Genomic DNA, 17,052 nt, shown 5'->3' with positions numbered 1-17,052 from the left:
TGTCAGGTTCCCGCGGGCAGCCGCACGGTGAACGTGGATCCCACGCCGGGCGTGCTCGCCGCGGTGGCGCTGCCGCCTTGCGCTTCGGCGAGCTTGCGGACGATCGCCAGGCCCAGCCCGCTGCCCCCGGTCTCCCGGTTCCGGGACTTCTCCGCGCGCCAGAAGCGGTCGAACACGTGCGGGAGGTCCTCGGGGTCGATGCCCGAACCCGTGTCGGCCACCTCGATCACCACCTCCGCGCCGTCCTGCCTCGCCCGCACGGTGATCGAACCGCCCTCCGGCGTGTGCCGGACCGCGTTGGCGACGAGGTTGCCGACCATCTGCCGCAACCGCACCGGATCGGCCACCAGCTCCAGGTCGGCGGGGGCGGAGACCTCGACCGGCGCGGTCGCCACCTGGTCGAGCAGGTCGGCGAGCCGCACCGGTTCGGGGTGCAGCGCGAGCTGTCCCGCGTCGGCCATCGCCAGGTCCTGCAGGTCGTCGATCACGCGTTGCAGCAGCAAGGCCTCTTCCAGCAACGACGTGATCAGGGCCGGATCGCGGTCGCTGACGCCGTCCTCGGCCGCTTCGAGCCAGCCGCGGATGTTGGACAGCGGGGTGCGCAGCTCGTGCGCCACGTCGCCGACCATCACCTTGCGCAGCGATTCGGTCCGCTGGCGGGCCGCGGCCATGTCGTTGAACGCCGACCCGAGCCGCGCGACCTCGTCGCGGCCGTGCACCGCGACCCGGGCGTCCAGCTCCCCGCCCGCCATCCGCTGCGCGGCGTCGGTCAGCGCGTGCAGCGGGCGGACCAGGCGTCGGCCCACGAGCACCGTGACCGCCACGGCCAGCACCAGCACCCCCGACGCGACCACGGCGATGCGGACCTGGTTGGCCGGGGAGAGGTCGAAGGCGCTGGGCGCCGCCCCGCTCCCGGTGGTCACGAACAGCAGCGCGGCCGGCGCCACGAACGGCGCCAGTTGCTCGTGCCGGGCGCCGTCCAGGCAGGTCCCGACCCGGTCGGCGGACACCGCCGGGGCGGGCGCTGTGTCCGCCTGGGTCCAGGACAGGTCGAGCGCCAGGTCCACCGGCGGCAGGCCCTGCCGGCCGAGGCAGCCGTTCACCAGGCCCTGCAACGCGTCCAGCGCGGCGCGTTCGGTGGGTGTCGCCGCGTTGAGCGCGCCCGCCCCGCACCGGGCCAGCACCTGCGGGGCCGCGCCGACGACGCGCGGCCGGCCGCCGGGGTCCGCCGCGATGGCCCCGCGCTCGCCCGCCGACCGGGCGCAGCGCAGGACCCAGTCGGCGCCCGCGTGCAGCCGTCGCCGCTCCGCCGCGGTGAGCCGGAAGGGACCCACCGCCGCGGGGGCGATCCGGTCCTCGGGCGCGTCCGGGACGAGCGCGGCGTCGACCGCGAGCGGATCGACCACCGCGGAGGCGGTCGCGGGCAGCGGCGCGCCACCGGCGGCCGAATCCGCGATGGGCGACCGGTCCTGGGTCACCAGCACGACCCGCCTGCCGGTCTCCTCGGCGAGCGACCGGACCAGCGGGCCGACCTCGGACCAGTCCGGGTGGGTCGCCGCGAAGTCGAGCAAGGCGCTGTAGACGCGGGTTCCGTCGGTGAGGACGACGCCCTGCTCCTGCCGGATGGCGCCGCTGGTGGTCCGGGCGGCGAGCCACGCCGTGGCCGCGACGGCGGCGACGGCCACCAACACCGAGGCCGCCAGCAGCCGCGCGAGCAGGCTATGGCGCATCGGCCGGCCCCGCGGTGAGCTTGTAGCCGATGCCGTACACCGTCACCAGCCGGACCGGTCGGCGCGGCCGCGGTTCGATCTTCTTGCGCAGGTTCGTCACGTGCACGTCGATCGCGCGTCCGGTGATGTCGCGGTCGTACCCGTGCAGCCGCTCCAGGAGCTGTTCCCGGGTGAACACCCGCTCGGCCTGCGCGGCCAGCGCTTCGAGCAACCGGAACTCGCCCGGCGTGCAGTCCACCGCGCGGCCGTCGACGTGCACCTCGTGGCGGACCGGGTCCACCGAGAGCGTCCCCACCCGGTGCACCCGGCCGGTCGCCTCGGCGGGCCGGCGCGCCCGGCGCAGCAGAGCGCGCACCCTGGCGACGAGCTCCCGCGGGCTGAACGGCTTGGTCAGGTAGTCGTCGGCGCCCGAATCCAGGCCGCGCACCATGTCGTCCTCAGTGGACCGAGCGGTGAGCATGAGCACCGGCACGCCGGACTCGCGGCGCAGCGCCCGGCACGCGTCCAGGCCGTCCAGCCGCGGCAGCATCACGTCGAGCACGAGCAGTTCCGGCTCGTGGCGGCGCACCTCCCGCAGCGCCGCGTCGCCGTCGGCGACCACGGCCACCGAATGCCCCTCCCGGACCAGGTACCGGCGCACCAGCTCGGCCTGTTTCGGATCGTCCTCGGCCAGCACGATATGCGCGCACATCGCGCGATCATAGGTCGTCCACCGGGCGGGTTCCGGCGAAACGATCAATGGCGGCGGCGTGCTCCGGTCGCGTGCTGGGTACCCCGGCGGGAGCACGAGCACGAGGAGGTGTGGATGACCACCGTGGCTTTCCTGGGGACCGGCGCGATGGGGGCGCCGATGGTGCGCAACCTGCTCCGCGCCGGGTTCACCGTCCGCGTCTGGAACCGGACCCGGACCAAGGCCGAGGCGCTGGCCGAGGACGGCGCGGTGGTCGCGGACAGCCCTTCCGAGGCCGCCCGCGACGCCGACGTGCTGGTCACCATGCTGATCGACGGCGAGGCCACCGCCGGCGCCGGGCGGGAGGCCGTCGGCGCGCTCGGCGACGAGGCGTTGTGGCTGCAGATGGGCACGATCGGCGTGCGGGGCATGGCCCAGGTGGTGCCGGTGGCCTCGGGCGTGCACTTGGTGGACGCGCCGGTGCTGGGCACCGTGCGCCCCGCCGAGCAGGGGACGCTCACCGTGCTCGCCGCCGCGCCCGAGGCGGTCCGGGACCGGGCCCGGCAGGTGTTCGACGCGCTGGGCCGCACGATGTGGGTCGGTGCGGACGCCGCCGGGGCGGCGGGCACCCGGCTCAAGCTCGCGACCAACGCCTGGGTGCTGGCGCTGACCAACGCGGTCGGGGAGTCGATGGCGCTGGCCGATTCGCTCGGCGTGGACCCCCGCGACTTCCTCGAAGCCCTCGACGGCACCCCCACCGACTCCCCGTACGCGCACCTCAAGGGCACCGCGATCCTCGACGGCGACTACGCGCCGTCGTTCACGGTGCGCGGCGCCTTCAAGGACGCCACGCTGATCGCCGAGGTCACCGGCGGACCGCTGCGCCTCGACGTCGCCGAGGCCTGCCGCGAGCGGTTCCGCCGGGCGGTCGAGGCCGGGCACGGCGACGAGGACATGGCCGCCGCCTACTTCGCCTCCTTCTCCGGGGAGAACGCCCCGCGCCGGTAGGTCAGGTGCAGCACCCCGCTGTCGAAGGGCTGCGTGCGGGCCAGCCGGAACCGGGTGGGGGAGAAGTCCCCGCCGAACAGCGGGATTCCGTCGCCCGCGACGACCGGGTGCAGCTTGACGACGATCCGGTCGATCTCCGGCAGCAGCGCCGCGGCGAGCTTCCCGCCGCCGCAGATCCAGATCCCCGCGCCGGGTTCGCGCTTGAGCTCGCGGACCTTCGCGACGGGGTCGGTGCGCACCAGTTCGACGGTCGGGTCCGGGCTCTCGGCCATGGTCCGGGAGAACACGATGCTGCGCAGGTGCCGGTAGGCGTTGGTGATGCCTTCGCGCAGCCCGATGTCGTAGCTGCCGCGTCCTTGCAGGACGGTGTCGAACTGCGCGTTGGGCACGTCCACCATGCCGAGCATCGGCCGGAAGTGGGTCGGGATGATCTCGGGGAACTCGTCGCGGGTGGGTTGGGCGTGGTCGCCTTCGAGGAGGAAGAAGTCCGGGTTGTCGTTGGCCGGACCGGTGATGCGTCCGTCCAGTGTGGACGCGACCAGGTAGGTGAGTTCGCGCAAGCGGGCCTCCGGAGCACTTCGGGCGGGTCGTCCGAACGTACTCCGGACGGAGTGGTCGGCGAACGCCTTTTCCGGCAGCGGCCTGGGTCCGCAACCCGCAGCGGCGCAGACCGCCCCCTCGGCCCCACAACTCACCCGACCAAGTGAACTTTTCCCGAGTGAGGGGCACCCTTGTCCCAGCAACTTGGGCAAGGGTGCCCCTCGCTCACGTCGCTTTCGGGTGACGCCCGGTCGGGGAGCGCTGGGAGCGGTCAGCGGGCGATGAACTCGTCGAGGCGCACGTCGGGGTCGGCGAGCCTGGCGGTGTCGACCATCGCGCCGGAGCTGATCAGGGTGCCGATCTGGTGCCCGACGTCGGGGGTGTTGACGTTCATGCCCGCCAGCACCCGCCCGTTGTCCAGCCAGAACGCGATGAACTCCTGCCGGTCCACGTCGCCCCGGAACAGCACCTGGTCGTAGTCCCCGGGTTCGGCGTGGCCGAGGTACTCCATGCCCAGGTCGTACTGGTCGGTGAAGGCGTACGGCAGCTCGGCGTAGCGGCCCGCGCCGCCGAGCATGGTCGCCGCCGCGGTGGCGGGCTGGTCGCGGGCGGTCGCCCAGTGCTCCACCCGCAGCCAGCGGCCCAGCACCGGGTGGAAGGCGTTGGCGACGTCGCCGGCGGCCACCACGTCGGGGTCCTCGGTGCGCAGCGCGGAATCCACCACGATGCCGTCGTCCACCCGCAGCCCGGCGCGCTCGGCCAGCCCGGTCTCCGGTTCCACGCCGACCGCCACCACCACCGCGTCCGCCGCGAGCCGCAGCCCGCCGGACAGCCGCACCCCGGTGGCCCGCCCGCCGTCGGCGGTGATCTCCTCGACGCCGGTGGCCAGGTGGAAGTCGACGCCGTTGGACTCGTGCAGCCGGGCGAAGACCTCCCCGACCTCCCGGCCCAGCGCCGGTTGCATCGGCAGCTCGGCGATGTCGACGACGCTCACCCGCACGCCGTTCGTGCGCGCGGCGGCGGCGATCTCCAGCCCGAGCCAGCCCGCGCCGACCACCACCAGCCGCCGGACCTGGGCCAGGGTCGCGCGCAACCGCTCGGAGTCCAGCCCGGTGCGCAGGTGCAGCGCGGTCCCCGCGCCCGGGACCGGCAGCGTCCGGGGACGGGCACCGGTGGTGAGCAGCAGCTTGTCGTAGTCCAGCGCGGAGCCGTCGGCGAGCGCGAGCCGGTGCGCGGCCCGGTCGAGGTCGGTGACCTCGGTGCGGGTGCGCAGCTCCACGTCGTGCTCGGCGTACCAGTTGGGGCGGTGCACGTGGGCGACCTCGAAGTCCTCGGTGCCCATCAGGTAGCCCTTGGACAGCGGCGGGCGCTGGTACGGGCGCCTGCGCTCGGCGCCGAGCAGCACGATCCGGCCGTCGAAGCCCTGCTCGCGCAGGGCCTCGGCGCCCTTGGCCCCGGCCAGTCCGGCACCGACGATCACGAAGGTCTCGGATTTCGCCACGGTGTTCCGCCCAGAGGTAGACGACGCTCCTCTGCGAGCGTGCGGCGCCGCCGGGGCACCGGCAACTCACCGATGGCAACTCACCGGCTGGCGAACGGGCGTCGGGGCGCTCCCGCCGGGGGAGCGCCCCGCGCCGGTCAGCGGACCGCGTCGAGCGCGTCCACCATGCCCGCGCCGTAGAACCCGGCGCCGGTCTTGCCGCCCGCGCACACCGCGTCGACGGTGCCGTCGCCGTCGGGGTCGTAGCGCACCGGGCACTCCAGCGTGTCGGCCTGCTGCTTCAGCGCGCCGACGACCCGCTGCGCGGGCCAGTCCGGGTGGGTGCTGCGCAGCAGCGCCACCACGCCCGCCGCGTGCGGACCGGCCATCGAGGTGCCCTGCATCCAGCCCCAGCCGCCGCCGGGGACGGTGGACAGGACGCGGCCGTTGGCCGACGGCGTGTCCGGGATCTGCCGGGCGTCGCCGCCGGGCGCGGTCACGGTGATGGAGTTCAGCCCGTAGCTGGAGTAGTAGGACTTCACCGACTCCGCGCCGACCGCCGAGACCGACACCACGCCGGGCAGCTCACCGGGCAGCACGTGGCAGTCGTGCCCGGTCCGGCGGTCCTGGGTGGGCCCGCCGTTGTTCGGGCTGTTCGTGTCGTGGATCGGCTTGGACAGGTCCCAGTTGCTGTTGCCCGCCGACACCACGTTCACCACGTCGCGGGACTGGGCGTAGGCGACCGCGCGGCGCACCGCCTCGGCCCCGGCGCGCTGGTCGGGGTCGCTCTCGCACCACAGGTACCAGGGGTCGACGAAGTAGGAGTTGTTGGTGACGTCGATGCCGTGCTCGGCGGCCCAGATGAACCCGCAGACCGCGAACTCGGGGTAGATGAAGCCCTCGTCGCTGATCACCCGGATCGAGGCCAGCGAGACGTCCGGGGCGACCCCCGCGATGCCGACGCCGTTGCGCGCCGCCGCGATGGTGCCGGCCACGTGGGTGCCGTGGTCCTGGCTCTGGTTCTCCGGGGCCCACTTCGCCGGGTCGGTGTCCGGCGTGCCGCCGCCCTCGACGCAGCTCACCGAGCGCGAGGTGTCGAGGTTGGCGCGCAGGTCGGGGTGCTCCGGGTCGATGCCGTAGTCCAGCACGCCGACGGTGATGTCCTCGCTGCCCTGGGAGATCCGGTGCGCCTCGGCGGCCTTGATCAGCGGCAGGTCCCACTGCTCGGGCTCCAGCGGCTCGGCCCCGGGTGCGGCGGCCAGCGCGGCGGCGTCGACGGTGCCTTCGAGCTGTTCGAAGCGCTGCGGCTTCGCGGGCGGGAGCTGCTCGGCGAGGTTGCGGCTGGCACCGGCCTGCTGCACCCCGGGCATCCCGCGCACCGCCTCGGCGAAGGCCGGGTCGGTGGAGCTGGCCACCACGACGCCGATCTGCGGCCAGCTCTGCAGCACGGTGCCGCCCGCCGAGCGCACCGAATCCTCGGTCGCGTCGAGGCCGTCGCCGTAGGGGCCGATCACCACGAAGTGCGCGGGCGCGGCGGTGGACGCGCTCGTCGGCTCCGAAGTCCCGACGACGCCGGCCGGGACCAGCAGCGCCAGGGTGAGGGCCGAGCCGGCGATCTTCGCCACTCGACCTCTCATACGTTTGTGGGACACATGTCCTCCCCAGGACGGCAAATTGGACACAAAGACATTGCCGGAGGATTTTGCGCCTGATCTGGGGACGCCCGGTAGAGCGCAACGGAGTAATTAGGTAGCCGAGAGTGATGTCCTGGTACGCGATCGCGGACTCGGCAGCGCGCCGCCGCCCGACCTAGAGTCGGGGGGTGTCGGTAGATCAAGAAACATCCGAACCGGTCCCGAGCGCATCGGCGATGCGCCGGGCACTCCGCCGCGCCACCGACGGGGTCGCCCTCGACGCCACCGAAGCCGCCGTCCTGCTGCACGCGCGGGACGACGACCTCGACGTCCTGCTCGCCGCCGCGGCCCGGGCCAGGGACGCGCACCTGGTCGCCGAGGGGCGCGCGGGCCTGATCACCTACAGCCGCAAGGTGTTCGTCCCGCTCACCAGACTGTGCCGGGACCGCTGCCACTACTGCACGTTCGCCACCGTCCCGCACCGCGTCGAGGCCGCGTTCCTGGAGCGCGAGGAGGTCCTGGAGATCGCCCGGCAGGGCGCCGCCGCGGGGTGCAAGGAAGCGCTGTTCACCCTCGGGGACCGGCCGGAGGAGCGCTGGCCCGCCGCCGCCGAGTGGCTCGACGCCCGCGGCTACTCCTCGACCATCGACTACCTCCGCTCCTGCGCCATCGCGGTGCTGGAGGAGACCGGCCTGCTGCCGCACCTCAACCCCGGGGTGCTGAGCTGGTCGGAGCTGACCAGGCTCAAGCCGGTCTCGCCGAGCATGGGCATGATGCTCGAGACCACCGCGGAGCGGCTGTGGTCGGAGCCGGGCGGGCCGCACTACGGCAGCCCGGACAAGGACCCCGCGGTGCGGCTGCGGGTGCTCGCCGACGCCGGGCGGGTCGCGGTGCCGTTCACCAGCGGGGTGCTGCTGGGCATCGGCGAGACCCGGACCGAGCGGGCCGAGTCGCTGCTCGCGCTGCGGGCCAGCGCCCGCCAGTACGGCCACCTGCAAGAGGTCATCGTGCAGAACTTCCGGGCCAAACCGGACACCGCGATGCGCGGGACCCCGGACGCCGACCTGCACGAGCTCGCCGCCGCGGTCGCGGTCGCCCGGTTGCTGATGCCCTCCGGGGTGAGCGTGCAGGCACCGCCGAACCTGGTCGGCGAGGAGCACCTGCTGATGCTGCGCGCCGGGATCGACGACTGGGGCGGGGTGTCGCCGGTGACGCCTGACCACGTCAACCCGGAACGGCCGTGGCCGCACATCGACGAGCTCGCCGCGGTCACCGCCGAAGGCGGGTTCACCCTCCGGGAGCGGCTGACCGCCTACCCCCGGCACGTCCGCGCCGGGCTGGCCGGGGACAGCACGCAGTGGCTGGACCTGCGGGTCGCCGGGCACGTCGCCGCGCTGGCCGACGCCGACGGGCTGGCCCGCGAGGACGCCGTGCCGCAGCCGCGGGAGTGGCAGGAGCCCGACGGCGGTTTCGAGTCGATCGGCCGCACCGACCTGCACCGCAGCATCGACACCGCCGGGCGCAGCGAGGACCGGCGGGGCGACTTCGACACCGTCTACGGCGACTGGGACGAGCTGCGCAAGCAGGTCCCCGCGGCGGCACCGGAGCGGCTCGACGCCGACGTGCGCGGGGCGCTGCGCCTGGCCGAGCGCGACCCGGCCGCGCTGCTGGCCGACGACGCCGCCGCGATGGCCCTGATGACCTGCGACGGCCCGGCGATGGAGGAGCTGGCCCGGATCGCCGACGGGTACCGCCGCGAGGTGGTCGGCGACGACGTGACCTACGTGGTCAACCGCAACATCAACTTCTCCAACATCTGCTACGTCGGCTGCCGGTTCTGCGCCTTCGCCCAGCGGGAGCGCGACGCCGACGCCTTCCGGCTCTCCCCGGACGACGTCGCCGACCGCGCCGAGGAGGCGTGGCGGGCCGGTGCCACCGAGGTCTGCATGCAGGGCGGCATCGATCCCCGGCTGCCGGTCAGCGGCTACGCCGACCTGGTGCGCGCGGTGCGGACCCGGGTGCCGGAGATGCACGTCCACGCCTTCAGCCCGATGGAGGTGGTCAGCGCGGCGGCCAAGGCCGGGGTGAGCATCGCCGACTGGCTCGCCGAGCTGAAGGAGGCCGGGCTGGGCAGCATCCCGGGCACCGCAGCCGAGATCCTCGACGACGACGTCCGGTGGGTGCTGACCAAGGGCAAGTTGCCCGCCGCCGAGTGGATCGAGGTGGTGAGCACCGCGCACCGGCTGGGCATCCCGTCCTCGTCGACGATGATGTACGGCCACGTCGACAACCCGGAGCACTGGCTGGGGCACCTGAAGACGCTCGCGCGGGTGCAGGACCGCGCCCGCGAGCACGGGGCGGCCGGGTTCACCGAGTTCGTCCCGCTGCCGTTCGTGCACCGCAACGCGCCGATCTACCTGGCCGGTCTGGCCCGTCCCGGGCCGACGCGGCGGGACAACCGCGCGGTGCACGCGATGGCCCGCCTGCTGCTGCACGGGCGGATCGACAACGTGCAGTGCTCGTGGGTCAAGCTCGGCGACGAGGGCACCGGGGAGGTGCTGGCCGGGGGCGCCAACGACCTCGGCGGCACCTTGATGGAGGAGACGATCAGCCGGATGGCCGGTTCCGAGCACGGCTCCGAGCGCAGCGTCGAGGAGCTGCACGAGCTGGCGGGCCGGATCGGCCGCCCCGCGCGGCAGCGCAGCACCACCTACCAGCCGGTGGGGCGGCGGCAGTTGGGCGTCACGGCCCTCAGCTGAGGCGCCGGGCCCTCTGGCCAGTTGCTCGCGTGTGGCTCATGTCACACTCGGTTGACGGCGGAGGTCGGGCCTGCGCGTCCGGCCTTCGCCCCTGGCCAGCGGCATTCCAAGATCAAAATACCCGCTCGGGTGACCCTCGTGCCGGTCACTATGCTCCCCTCCGTCGCGGCCGGTTCACGCGATGCGACCTCGCTCGTCATCCGCGGTCGCTACCGTCCGCCGTGAGCTCCGCCGAAAACGTCGACCTGGAACGGGTCTGTGTCAAGGGAGGCACGCTCGTGCGCAGCCGAACCACCAGTGGGTACGCGCGCCTGACCGCGCTCGGTGCGGCACTGCTCGCCATGCTCCTGACGGCGCCGAGCGCCGCCGCGGCGCCCGCCGTGCTCGCGCAGTCCACCGCCGTGGACAAGCTGAACATGCCGGTCGGGGTGACGGCCGTCGGCCTCGGCATCGTCGGCATGGTCGCCGGGGTGTTCCGGAAGAAGAAGATCCAGCCGGAGAACCAGCGCAAGAACTGAAGCGGACCCGCTCCCGCGCACCGTCCGCGCACTGGGAGAATCGGGCCGTGAGCAGCGAAAGCCAGTCCGCGGTCAAGCCGCGCGTGTTCTCGGGCATCCAGCCGACCGCCGACTCCTTCCACCTCGGCAACTACCTCGGCGCCCTGCGCGAGTGGGTCACCATGCAGGACACCGCCGACGCCTTCTACTGCGTCGTCGACCTGCACGCGATCACCGTCGCGCAGGACCCCGACGAGCTCCGCCGGCGCACCCGGCTCTCGGCCGCCCAGCTCCTCGCCCTCGGGATCGACCCGGAGCGCTCCACGCTGTTCGTGCAGAGCCACGTCCCCGAGCACGCCCAGCTGAGCTGGGTGCTGGAATGCCTGACCGGCTTCGGCGAGGCCGGCCGGATGACGCAGTTCAAGGACAAGTCGGCGCGGCAGGAAGCCGAGCACGTCGGCGTGGGGCTGTTCACCTACCCGATCCTGCAAGCCGCCGACATCCTGCTGTACCAGACCGACGCCGTGCCGGTCGGCGAGGACCAGCGGCAGCACCTGGAGCTGACCCGCAACCTCGCGCAGCGCTTCAACTCCCGCTTCGGCCCGACCTTCGCGCTGCCCACCGCGCACATCCCGAAGGACACCGCCAAGATCCAGGACCTGCAGGACCCGACCGCGAAGATGAGCAAGTCGGTCCCGGCGGGCGTCGTGGAGCTGATGGAGAGCCCCAAGCGCTCGGCCAAGAAGATCCGCTCCGCGGTCACCGACCTGGAGAAGGAGATCCGCTACGACGTCGAGAACAAGGCGGGCATCAGCAACCTGCTGGTGATCTACTCGGCGCTGACCGGCCGCTCGATCGCCGAGCTCGAAGCCGCCTACGAGGGCAAGGGCTACGGCGACCTGAAGAAGGACCTCGGCGAGGTCGTGGTGGACTTCGTCACGCCGTTCCAGGAGCAGGTGCAGGGCTACCTCGACGACGTGGCCGAACTCGACAAGGTGCTGCGCAAGGGTGCGGAGCACGCGCGCGAGGTCGGCGCCGCGACGCTGCGGACCGTCTTCGACCGCATCGGCTTCCTCGCGCCGACGAGCTGAGCTGATCTTCCGCCAGTAGCCTGCTGCCAGCGTCGATGTTGCGGCAGGAGGTCCCGGGTTGGTTGCAGAGCGGCTTGCGCCGCGGTGCGGGTGGCGGGACCTCGGCCCCGCTCCGGGCGCCCGAGGCACGGCACCAGGGCGTCCTCGCGAGGAGGCCGCTGAGAGCCCGCGGCGGTGCGGGCTGCGTGCGCGGGCGGCTCCGCCGCTTCCGGGAAGGACCCCGTAGTGGCGGCACCGGGACGGCTCGATCGGATGCGCCGCAGGTACCCCTGGCTGGACCGGCTGATCCGGTCCGCCGGGCGGTACCAGCGGCAGTACGGCGACTACTACGCGGCCGCGGTCACCTACTTCAGCGTGCTCGCGCTGGTCCCGCTGCTCATGATCGCCTTCGCGGCGGCCGGGTTCGCGCTGGGCGGCAACCCCGAGCTGCTCGACCGGCTGCGCGCCTCGATCACCGAGTCGGTGCCCAGCCCGGCCATGCAGGAGATGCTCAACCGGGTGGTCAGCCAGGCCATCGAGAACGCGGGCGCGGTCGGCGTCATCGGGCTGCTCGGCGCCCTGTACTCCGGGCTCGGCTGGATGACCAACCTGCGCGAGGCGGTCACCGCGCAGTGGACCCAGCAGCCGACGCAGCCGCCGATGCTCAAGCGGCTCGCCGCCGACCTCGGCTCCCTGGTCGGGCTCGGCGCCGCGATGGCGGTGTCGTTCGCGCTCAGCGCGCTCGGCGGCGGCGTCGGGCGGTGGCTGCTCCAGCTCGCCGGGGTCGAGCGGACCACCGGCGCGGCCATCGGGCTCACCGCGCTGTCCGTGCTGCTCTCGCTGGCGGCGAGCTGGCTGGTGTTCCTGTGGGTGCTGGCCCGGCTGCCGCGCAGCCCGGTCGCGGTGCGCAGCGCGGTGTGGGGCGCGCTGTTCGCGGCGATCGGCTTCGAGGTGCTCAAGCAGGTCGGCGTGATCTACCTGAACAGCGTGACCGGTTCGCCCGCCGGGGTCGCCTTCGGCCCCATCCTCGGTCTGCTGGTCTTCGCCAACCTCACCTCGCGGTTCGTCCTGTTCGTCACCGCCTGGACCGCCGCCGCGCCGGACAACGAGCGGGCGGAGCCGGTCACGACGCCCGGACCCGCGGTCATCCGGCCGGTGGTGCGGGCGGGCGGGCCGCCGAGCGGGCGGACGCTGGCCGGGGCCTTCGGCCTCGGCGCGCTTCTCGGCTGGGGCTGGCACCGACGGCACCGGAACTGATCCCGCGCCACCCGCACCGCCGCTTTCACCCGCAAGGGTGGTGAGTGAGGGGCACCCTTGCCCAAGTATGTGGGGCAAGGGTGCCCCTCACTCCGATGAAGTTCACCTGAACCGGGGGTCAGAGGTAGTCGTCGCCGCGGCGGCGGCGGTTCACCGCTCCGCGGGCCCGGCGGCGCCGGACGGTGAGCGCGCTCGCGAGGCCCAGCGCGGCCGCCGCCAGCATCGCGCCCGCCGCGGCCAGGACGCCGATCCCGGCGGTGTCCTGACCGGTCGGCGTCGTGTCGGCCAGCGGCCCGGCCCCTCGGGGCGTCGGTGCCGGGGGCGTCGTGGTGCGCGGCTCGGCGGTGACCAGCTCGCCGACCGGTTCGTCCAGCCGGAAGCCGTAGTCCAGCAGGTCCATCACCTGCCCCGAGAGCCGCTTCGGCTTGTTGTCGCCGCGCAGCGCCACCGCGACGAGCCGGCGGCCGTCGCGCTCGGCGGCGCCGATGAAGGTGTGCTGGGCGTCGTCGGTGTACCCGGTCTTGCCGCCCAACGCGCCGGGGTAGTTCAGCAGCACCGCGTTGTCGCTCCACACCTCCAGCGGCGGCTGCCCGGGCGGTCCGGGCAGCACGGCGTGGCGGGCGCCGACCGCGGCGGCGAACTCGGGGTGCTGCATGGCGGTCCGGAAGATCAGCGCCAGGTCGTAGGCCGAGGTGCTCATCCCCGGCCCGTCCAGCCCCGACGGGGTGGCCGCCCGGGTGTCGTGCGCGCCGAGGCGGGCGGCCAGCTCGTTCATCCGGTCGACCATCGCGTGCACGCCCCCGGCCATCCCCGCCAGCGCGTGCGCCGCGTCGTTGCCGGACTGCATGAGCAGCCCGTGCAGCAGGTCCCGCACCGAGTAGGTGACGCCCGGGCGCAGGCCCACCCGGCTGCCCTCCCGGTCGGCGTCGGCCTGGGTGGCCACCGCGGTGTCGGTGAGCTCGAACTCGCGGAGCGCGACCAGCGCGGTGAGCACCTTGATGGTGGAGGCGGGCCGGTGCCGGGCGTGCGCGTCGTCGGCCGCCAGCACCGCACCGGTGTCCAAGTCGGCGATCACCCAGCTCGCGGCCGTGATCCCGGCCGGTGGCTCCGGCGCCCCGTCGGCGCGGACGCCCCCGCAGCCGCCGAGCCGGTCCCCGCCGATCGGCTCGGACGGCACCGGCAGCGGCCCCGGCGAGGGCACGCCCGGGGGCGGGACCTCCGAGGAGTCCACCGGCGGCGGTGGCACCGCCCCGCTGGAGCACCGGGCAGGCGGCTGCTGCGCCAGCGCGGGCCCGCCACCGGCCAGCAGCGCGACGGCGAGCACGACCACCGCGGCGCGGCGGGCGGAGGCGGAGAACGTGCGGCCGACCGGAAGGCGGGAGCTCACGGGCACGTGCAGCAGGTTAACGCGTACTCGCAGGTAGTGACTCTGGGGCCGCCCTGACCTGGTCAGGTGAACCGGGTCGATACTGGGGCCGTGACACTCACCCGACGCACCTCGCTGTTCCTGCTCGCCTTCGGCGTCTGGAGCTACCTGCTGTGGCCGAACTTCATCCGCAACATCTGGGGCAGCGACCGGTCCTGGGTCGACGGTGCGCCCACGTCCTACCTGATCGTCCACGTCGTCATCGCGGCCGTCTCCCTCGTCCTGGGCACCGCGATCGGCGTCCTCGGCTGGCGCGGCTTCCGCGCCTCCCGCAGGACCTCCTGAAGCACGACGACGGCGCCCGTCGCGGGGACGGGCGCCGTCGTGCGGGGTGGGTCAGCGGCCGCGGAACATCAGGGCGCGCTTGACCTCCTGGATGGCCTTGGTGACCTGGATGCCCCGGGGGCACGCGTCGGTGCAGTTGAACGTCGTGCGGCAGCGCCACACGCCCTCGACGTCGTTGAGGATGTCCAGCCGCTCCTCGGCGCCCTCGTCCCGGCTGTCGAAGATGAACCGGTGGGCGTTGACGATCGCCGCCGGGCCGAAGTACGACCCGTCCGACCAGTACACCGGGCACGAGGTGGTGCACGCCGCGCACAGGATGCACTTGGTGGTGTCGTCGAACCGCTCGCGCTCGGCGACCGACTGGACGCGCTCCCGGGTCGGCTCGTTGCCGGTCGCGATCAGGTAGGGCTTGACCGCGCGGTAGGCCTCGAAGAAGGGCTCCATGTCGACCACGAGGTCCTTCTCCACCGGCAGGCCCTTGATGGCCTCGACCGACACCGTGGTCTCGCCGCCCTTGCCGAACAGGTCCTTCATGAGGACCTTGCAGGCCAGCCGGTTGACGCCGTTGATCCGCACCGCGTCGGACCCGCACACGCCGTGCGCGCAGGACCGGCGGAAGGTCAGCGTGCCGTCGATGTACCACTTGATGTAGTGCAGCAGGTTCAGCACGCGGTCGGTGGGCAGCGCAGGCACCCGGTAGGACTCCCAGTGCGGGGCGTCGTCCTGGTCGGGGTTGTACCGCAGGAGCTTGACGGTGACCATCGTCGCGCCCTCGGGCACCGGCGGCGCGTCGTCCGGGAGGTCGTGGGTCTCGTTCTGGGTGGTGGTGGCTGCGGTCATCAGTACTTGCGCTCCATCGGCTGGTAGCGGGTGACGACGACGGGCTTGTAGTCCAGGCGGATGTCGGACTGGAACCCGGTGAGGCCGAGCGGCGCGTTCGGGTCGTCGCGGTCCGGCAGCACCTTGTACTGCATGCTGTGCCGCATGAAGTTGACGTCGTCCCGGTCGGGGTAGTCCTCGCGGGCGTGACCGCCGCGGGACTCCTTGCGGGCCAGCGCGGCGTTGACCAGGGCCTCGGCCAGGTCCAGCAGGAAGCCCAGCTCGATCGCTTCCAGCAGGTCCGAGTTGTACCGCTTGCCCTTGTCCTGCACCGCGATCCGGCCGTAGCGCTCCTTGAGCGCCTGCACGTCCGACAGCGCCGTCTTCAGCGTCTCCTCGGTGCGGTACACCGACGCGTTGGCGTCCATCGTCTGCTGCAGCTCGGTGCGGATGGTGGCCACCCGCTCGCCGCCGTGCGCCGTCCGCAGGTGCTCGACCATGCCCTCCACGAGCTTCGCGGGCTCCTCCGGGAGCTCGACGTGCTCGTGGGCCAGCGCGTATTCGGCGGCGGCGATGCCCGAACGGCGGCCGAAGACGTTGATGTCCAGCAGCGAGTTGGTGCCCAGCCGGTTCGACCCGTGCACCGACACGCAGGCGACCTCGCCCGCCGCGTACAGGCCCGGCACCACGGTGTCGTTGTCCCGCAGCACCTCACCGGTGATGTTGGTCGGGACGCCGCCCATCGCGTAGTGCGCGGTCGGGTAGACCGGCACCAGCTCGGTGGTCGGCTCCACGCCCAGGTAGGTGCGGGAGAACTCCATGATGTCCGGGAGCTTGGCCTCCAGCAGCTCCTCGCCGAGGTGCGTCACGTCGATGTAGACGTAGTCCTTGTTCGGACCGGCGCCGCGTCCCTCCAGGACCTCCAGGGCCATCGCGCGGGCCACGATGTCGCGCGGCGCGAGGTCCTTGATGGTCGGGGCGTAGCGCTCCATGAACCGCTCGCCGTCGGCGTTGCGCAGGATGCCGCCCTCGCCGCGGACGCCCTCGGTGATGAGGATGCCCAGCCCGGCCAGGCCGGTCGGGTGGAACTGGTAGAACTCCATGTCCTCCAGCGGCAGGCCCTTGCGGTAGACGATGCCCATGCCGTCGCCGGTCAGGGTGTGCGCGTTGGAGGTGGTCTTGAAGACCTTGCCGAAGCCGCCGGTGGCGAACACCACGGACTTGGCCTGGAAGACGTGGATCTCGCCGGTGGCCAGCTCGTAGGCCACCGCGCCGCTGCACACCGGACCGTCCGGGCCCTCGCTCATGAGCACGTCGAGGACGTAGAACTCGTTGAAGAACTCCACGTCGTGCTTGACGCAGTTCTGGTACAGCGTCTGCAGGATCATGTGGCCGGTGCGGTCGGCCGCGTAGCAGGCCCGGCGCACCGGGGACTTGCCGTGGTCGCGGGTGTGCCCGCCGAACCGGCGCTGGTCGATCTTGCCCTCGGGGGTCCGGTTGAACGGCAGCCCCATCTTCTCCAGGTCGAGGACCGCGTCGATGGCCTCCTTCGCCATCACCTCGGCGGCGTCCTGGTCGACCAGGTAGTCACCGCCCTTGATGGTGTCGAAGGTGTGCCACTCCCAGTTGTCCTCCTCGACGTTGGCCAGCGCGGCGCACATGCCGCCCTGGGCCGCGCCGGTGTGCGACCGGGTCGGGTACAGCTTGGTCAGCACCGCGGTCCGGGCGCGCTGCCCCGCCTCGATGGCGGCGCGCATCCCGGCGCCTCCGGCGCCGACGATGACCACGTCGTACTTGTGGAATTGCATGGTCGTCTCCTCGGGGCCGGCGGGCCCGCTGCTGCCTACCGGGGCAGGACCCGCCGGTGCTCGTCTCAG

14 protein-coding genes are annotated in these 17,052 nt (G+C 73.1%); 6 read left to right on the top strand and 8 right to left on the bottom strand.

Features of this window, described 5'->3' with window-relative positions:
* Nucleotides 1-2 precede the first annotated feature (2 nt).
* Both ACQP0T_RS24090 and ACQP0T_RS24085 read right to left on the bottom strand, forming a co-directional pair.
* A complete protein-coding gene (locus tag ACQP0T_RS24090; RefSeq protein WP_433870095.1) occupies nt 3-1,730 on the bottom strand; it encodes an ATP-binding protein in 1,728 nt (575 codons plus the stop codon).
* Entirely contained in the window at nt 1,720-2,421 is a 702-nt protein-coding gene (locus ACQP0T_RS24085; protein WP_433870094.1) for a response regulator transcription factor, read from the bottom strand. The genes ACQP0T_RS24090 and ACQP0T_RS24085 overlap by 11 nt, the downstream gene beginning before the upstream one ends.
* Between ACQP0T_RS24085 and ACQP0T_RS24080 the strand changes: the two genes are divergently transcribed.
* Nucleotides 2,341-3,408 carry an NAD(P)-dependent oxidoreductase gene (locus ACQP0T_RS24080; RefSeq protein WP_433870093.1) on the top strand — a complete coding sequence of 356 codons (1,068 nt, stop codon included), beginning with the start codon at nt 2,341-2,343 and terminating at the stop codon, nt 3,406-3,408. The genes ACQP0T_RS24085 and ACQP0T_RS24080 overlap by 81 nt on opposite strands.
* Here the strand turns inward: ACQP0T_RS24080 and ACQP0T_RS24075 are convergent.
* From ACQP0T_RS24075 to ACQP0T_RS24065, 3 genes are all read right to left on the bottom strand, one after another.
* A complete protein-coding gene (locus tag ACQP0T_RS24075) occupies nt 3,366-3,968 on the bottom strand; it encodes a dihydrofolate reductase family protein (protein ID WP_433870092.1) in 603 nt (200 codons plus the stop codon). The two genes, ACQP0T_RS24080 and ACQP0T_RS24075, sit on opposite strands and share 43 nt — an antisense overlap.
* Before the next feature lie 251 nt (nt 3,969-4,219).
* Complete coding sequence (locus tag ACQP0T_RS24070; protein ID WP_433870091.1) at nt 4,220-5,449, bottom strand: NAD(P)/FAD-dependent oxidoreductase; 1,230 nt, start codon at nt 5,447-5,449, stop codon at nt 4,220-4,222.
* 137 nt (nt 5,450-5,586) lie between these two features.
* Nucleotides 5,587-7,053, bottom strand: coding sequence for a S8 family peptidase (locus tag ACQP0T_RS24065; RefSeq protein ID WP_433870090.1), 1,467 nt, complete (start codon nt 7,051-7,053; stop codon nt 5,587-5,589).
* Nucleotides 7,054-7,250: 197 nt separating this feature from the next.
* On the opposite strand from ACQP0T_RS24065, the gene ACQP0T_RS24060 reads away from it, so the two are divergent.
* From ACQP0T_RS24060 to ACQP0T_RS24045, 4 genes are all read left to right on the top strand, one after another.
* Nucleotides 7,251-9,821, top strand: a complete 2,571-nt coding sequence (locus tag ACQP0T_RS24060) for a bifunctional FO biosynthesis protein CofGH (RefSeq protein ID WP_433870089.1) — start codon at nt 7,251-7,253, stop codon at nt 9,819-9,821.
* Between the two features lie 221 nt (nt 9,822-10,042).
* Nucleotides 10,043-10,339, top strand: coding sequence for a hypothetical protein (locus tag ACQP0T_RS24055; RefSeq protein ID WP_433870088.1), 297 nt, complete (start codon nt 10,043-10,045; stop codon nt 10,337-10,339).
* A gap of 47 nt (nt 10,340-10,386) precedes the next feature.
* On the top strand, nt 10,387-11,409 hold the full coding sequence (gene trpS / locus ACQP0T_RS24050; RefSeq protein WP_433870087.1) for a tryptophan--tRNA ligase: 1,023 nt from the start codon (nt 10,387-10,389) through the stop codon (nt 11,407-11,409).
* A 252-nt stretch (nt 11,410-11,661) separates the two neighbouring features.
* Nucleotides 11,662-12,645, top strand: coding sequence for a YhjD/YihY/BrkB family envelope integrity protein (locus ACQP0T_RS24045; RefSeq protein ID WP_433873832.1), 984 nt, complete (start codon nt 11,662-11,664; stop codon nt 12,643-12,645).
* A 118-nt stretch (nt 12,646-12,763) separates the two neighbouring features.
* Here the strand turns inward: ACQP0T_RS24045 and ACQP0T_RS24040 are convergent, their stop codons facing one another.
* The gene (locus tag ACQP0T_RS24040; protein ID WP_433870086.1) at nt 12,764-14,038 is read right to left on the bottom strand and encodes a D-alanyl-D-alanine carboxypeptidase family protein; all 1,275 of its coding nucleotides are present in this window, start codon (nt 14,036-14,038) and stop codon (nt 12,764-12,766) included.
* Nucleotides 14,039-14,122: 84 nt separating this feature from the next.
* Here ACQP0T_RS24040 and ACQP0T_RS24035 point away from each other — a divergent pair, with 84 nt between their 5' ends.
* Nucleotides 14,123-14,356, top strand: coding sequence for an SCO4848 family membrane protein (locus tag ACQP0T_RS24035; protein WP_433870085.1), 234 nt, complete (start codon nt 14,123-14,125; stop codon nt 14,354-14,356).
* Between the two features lie 51 nt (nt 14,357-14,407).
* Here ACQP0T_RS24035 and ACQP0T_RS24030 read toward each other — a convergent pair whose 3' ends face one another.
* Together ACQP0T_RS24030 and sdhA are read right to left on the bottom strand one after the other, a co-directional pair.
* The gene (locus tag ACQP0T_RS24030) at nt 14,408-15,196 is read right to left on the bottom strand and encodes a succinate dehydrogenase iron-sulfur subunit (RefSeq protein ID WP_433870084.1); all 789 of its coding nucleotides are present in this window, start codon (nt 15,194-15,196) and stop codon (nt 14,408-14,410) included.
* The gene (gene sdhA, locus ACQP0T_RS24025; protein ID WP_433870083.1) at nt 15,196-16,983 is read right to left on the bottom strand and encodes a succinate dehydrogenase flavoprotein subunit; all 1,788 of its coding nucleotides are present in this window, start codon (nt 16,981-16,983) and stop codon (nt 15,196-15,198) included. The genes ACQP0T_RS24030 and sdhA overlap by 1 nt, the downstream gene beginning before the upstream one ends.
* Nucleotides 16,984-17,052: the final 69 nt, after the last annotated feature.

Source organism: Saccharopolyspora sp. CA-218241 (assembly GCF_050954615.1).
Lineage (GTDB): Bacteria > Actinomycetota > Actinomycetes > Mycobacteriales > Pseudonocardiaceae > Saccharopolyspora > Saccharopolyspora cebuensis.
Note: the sequence above shows the minus strand (reverse complement) of the source record. Positions and strands in the feature narration are given on the sequence as shown.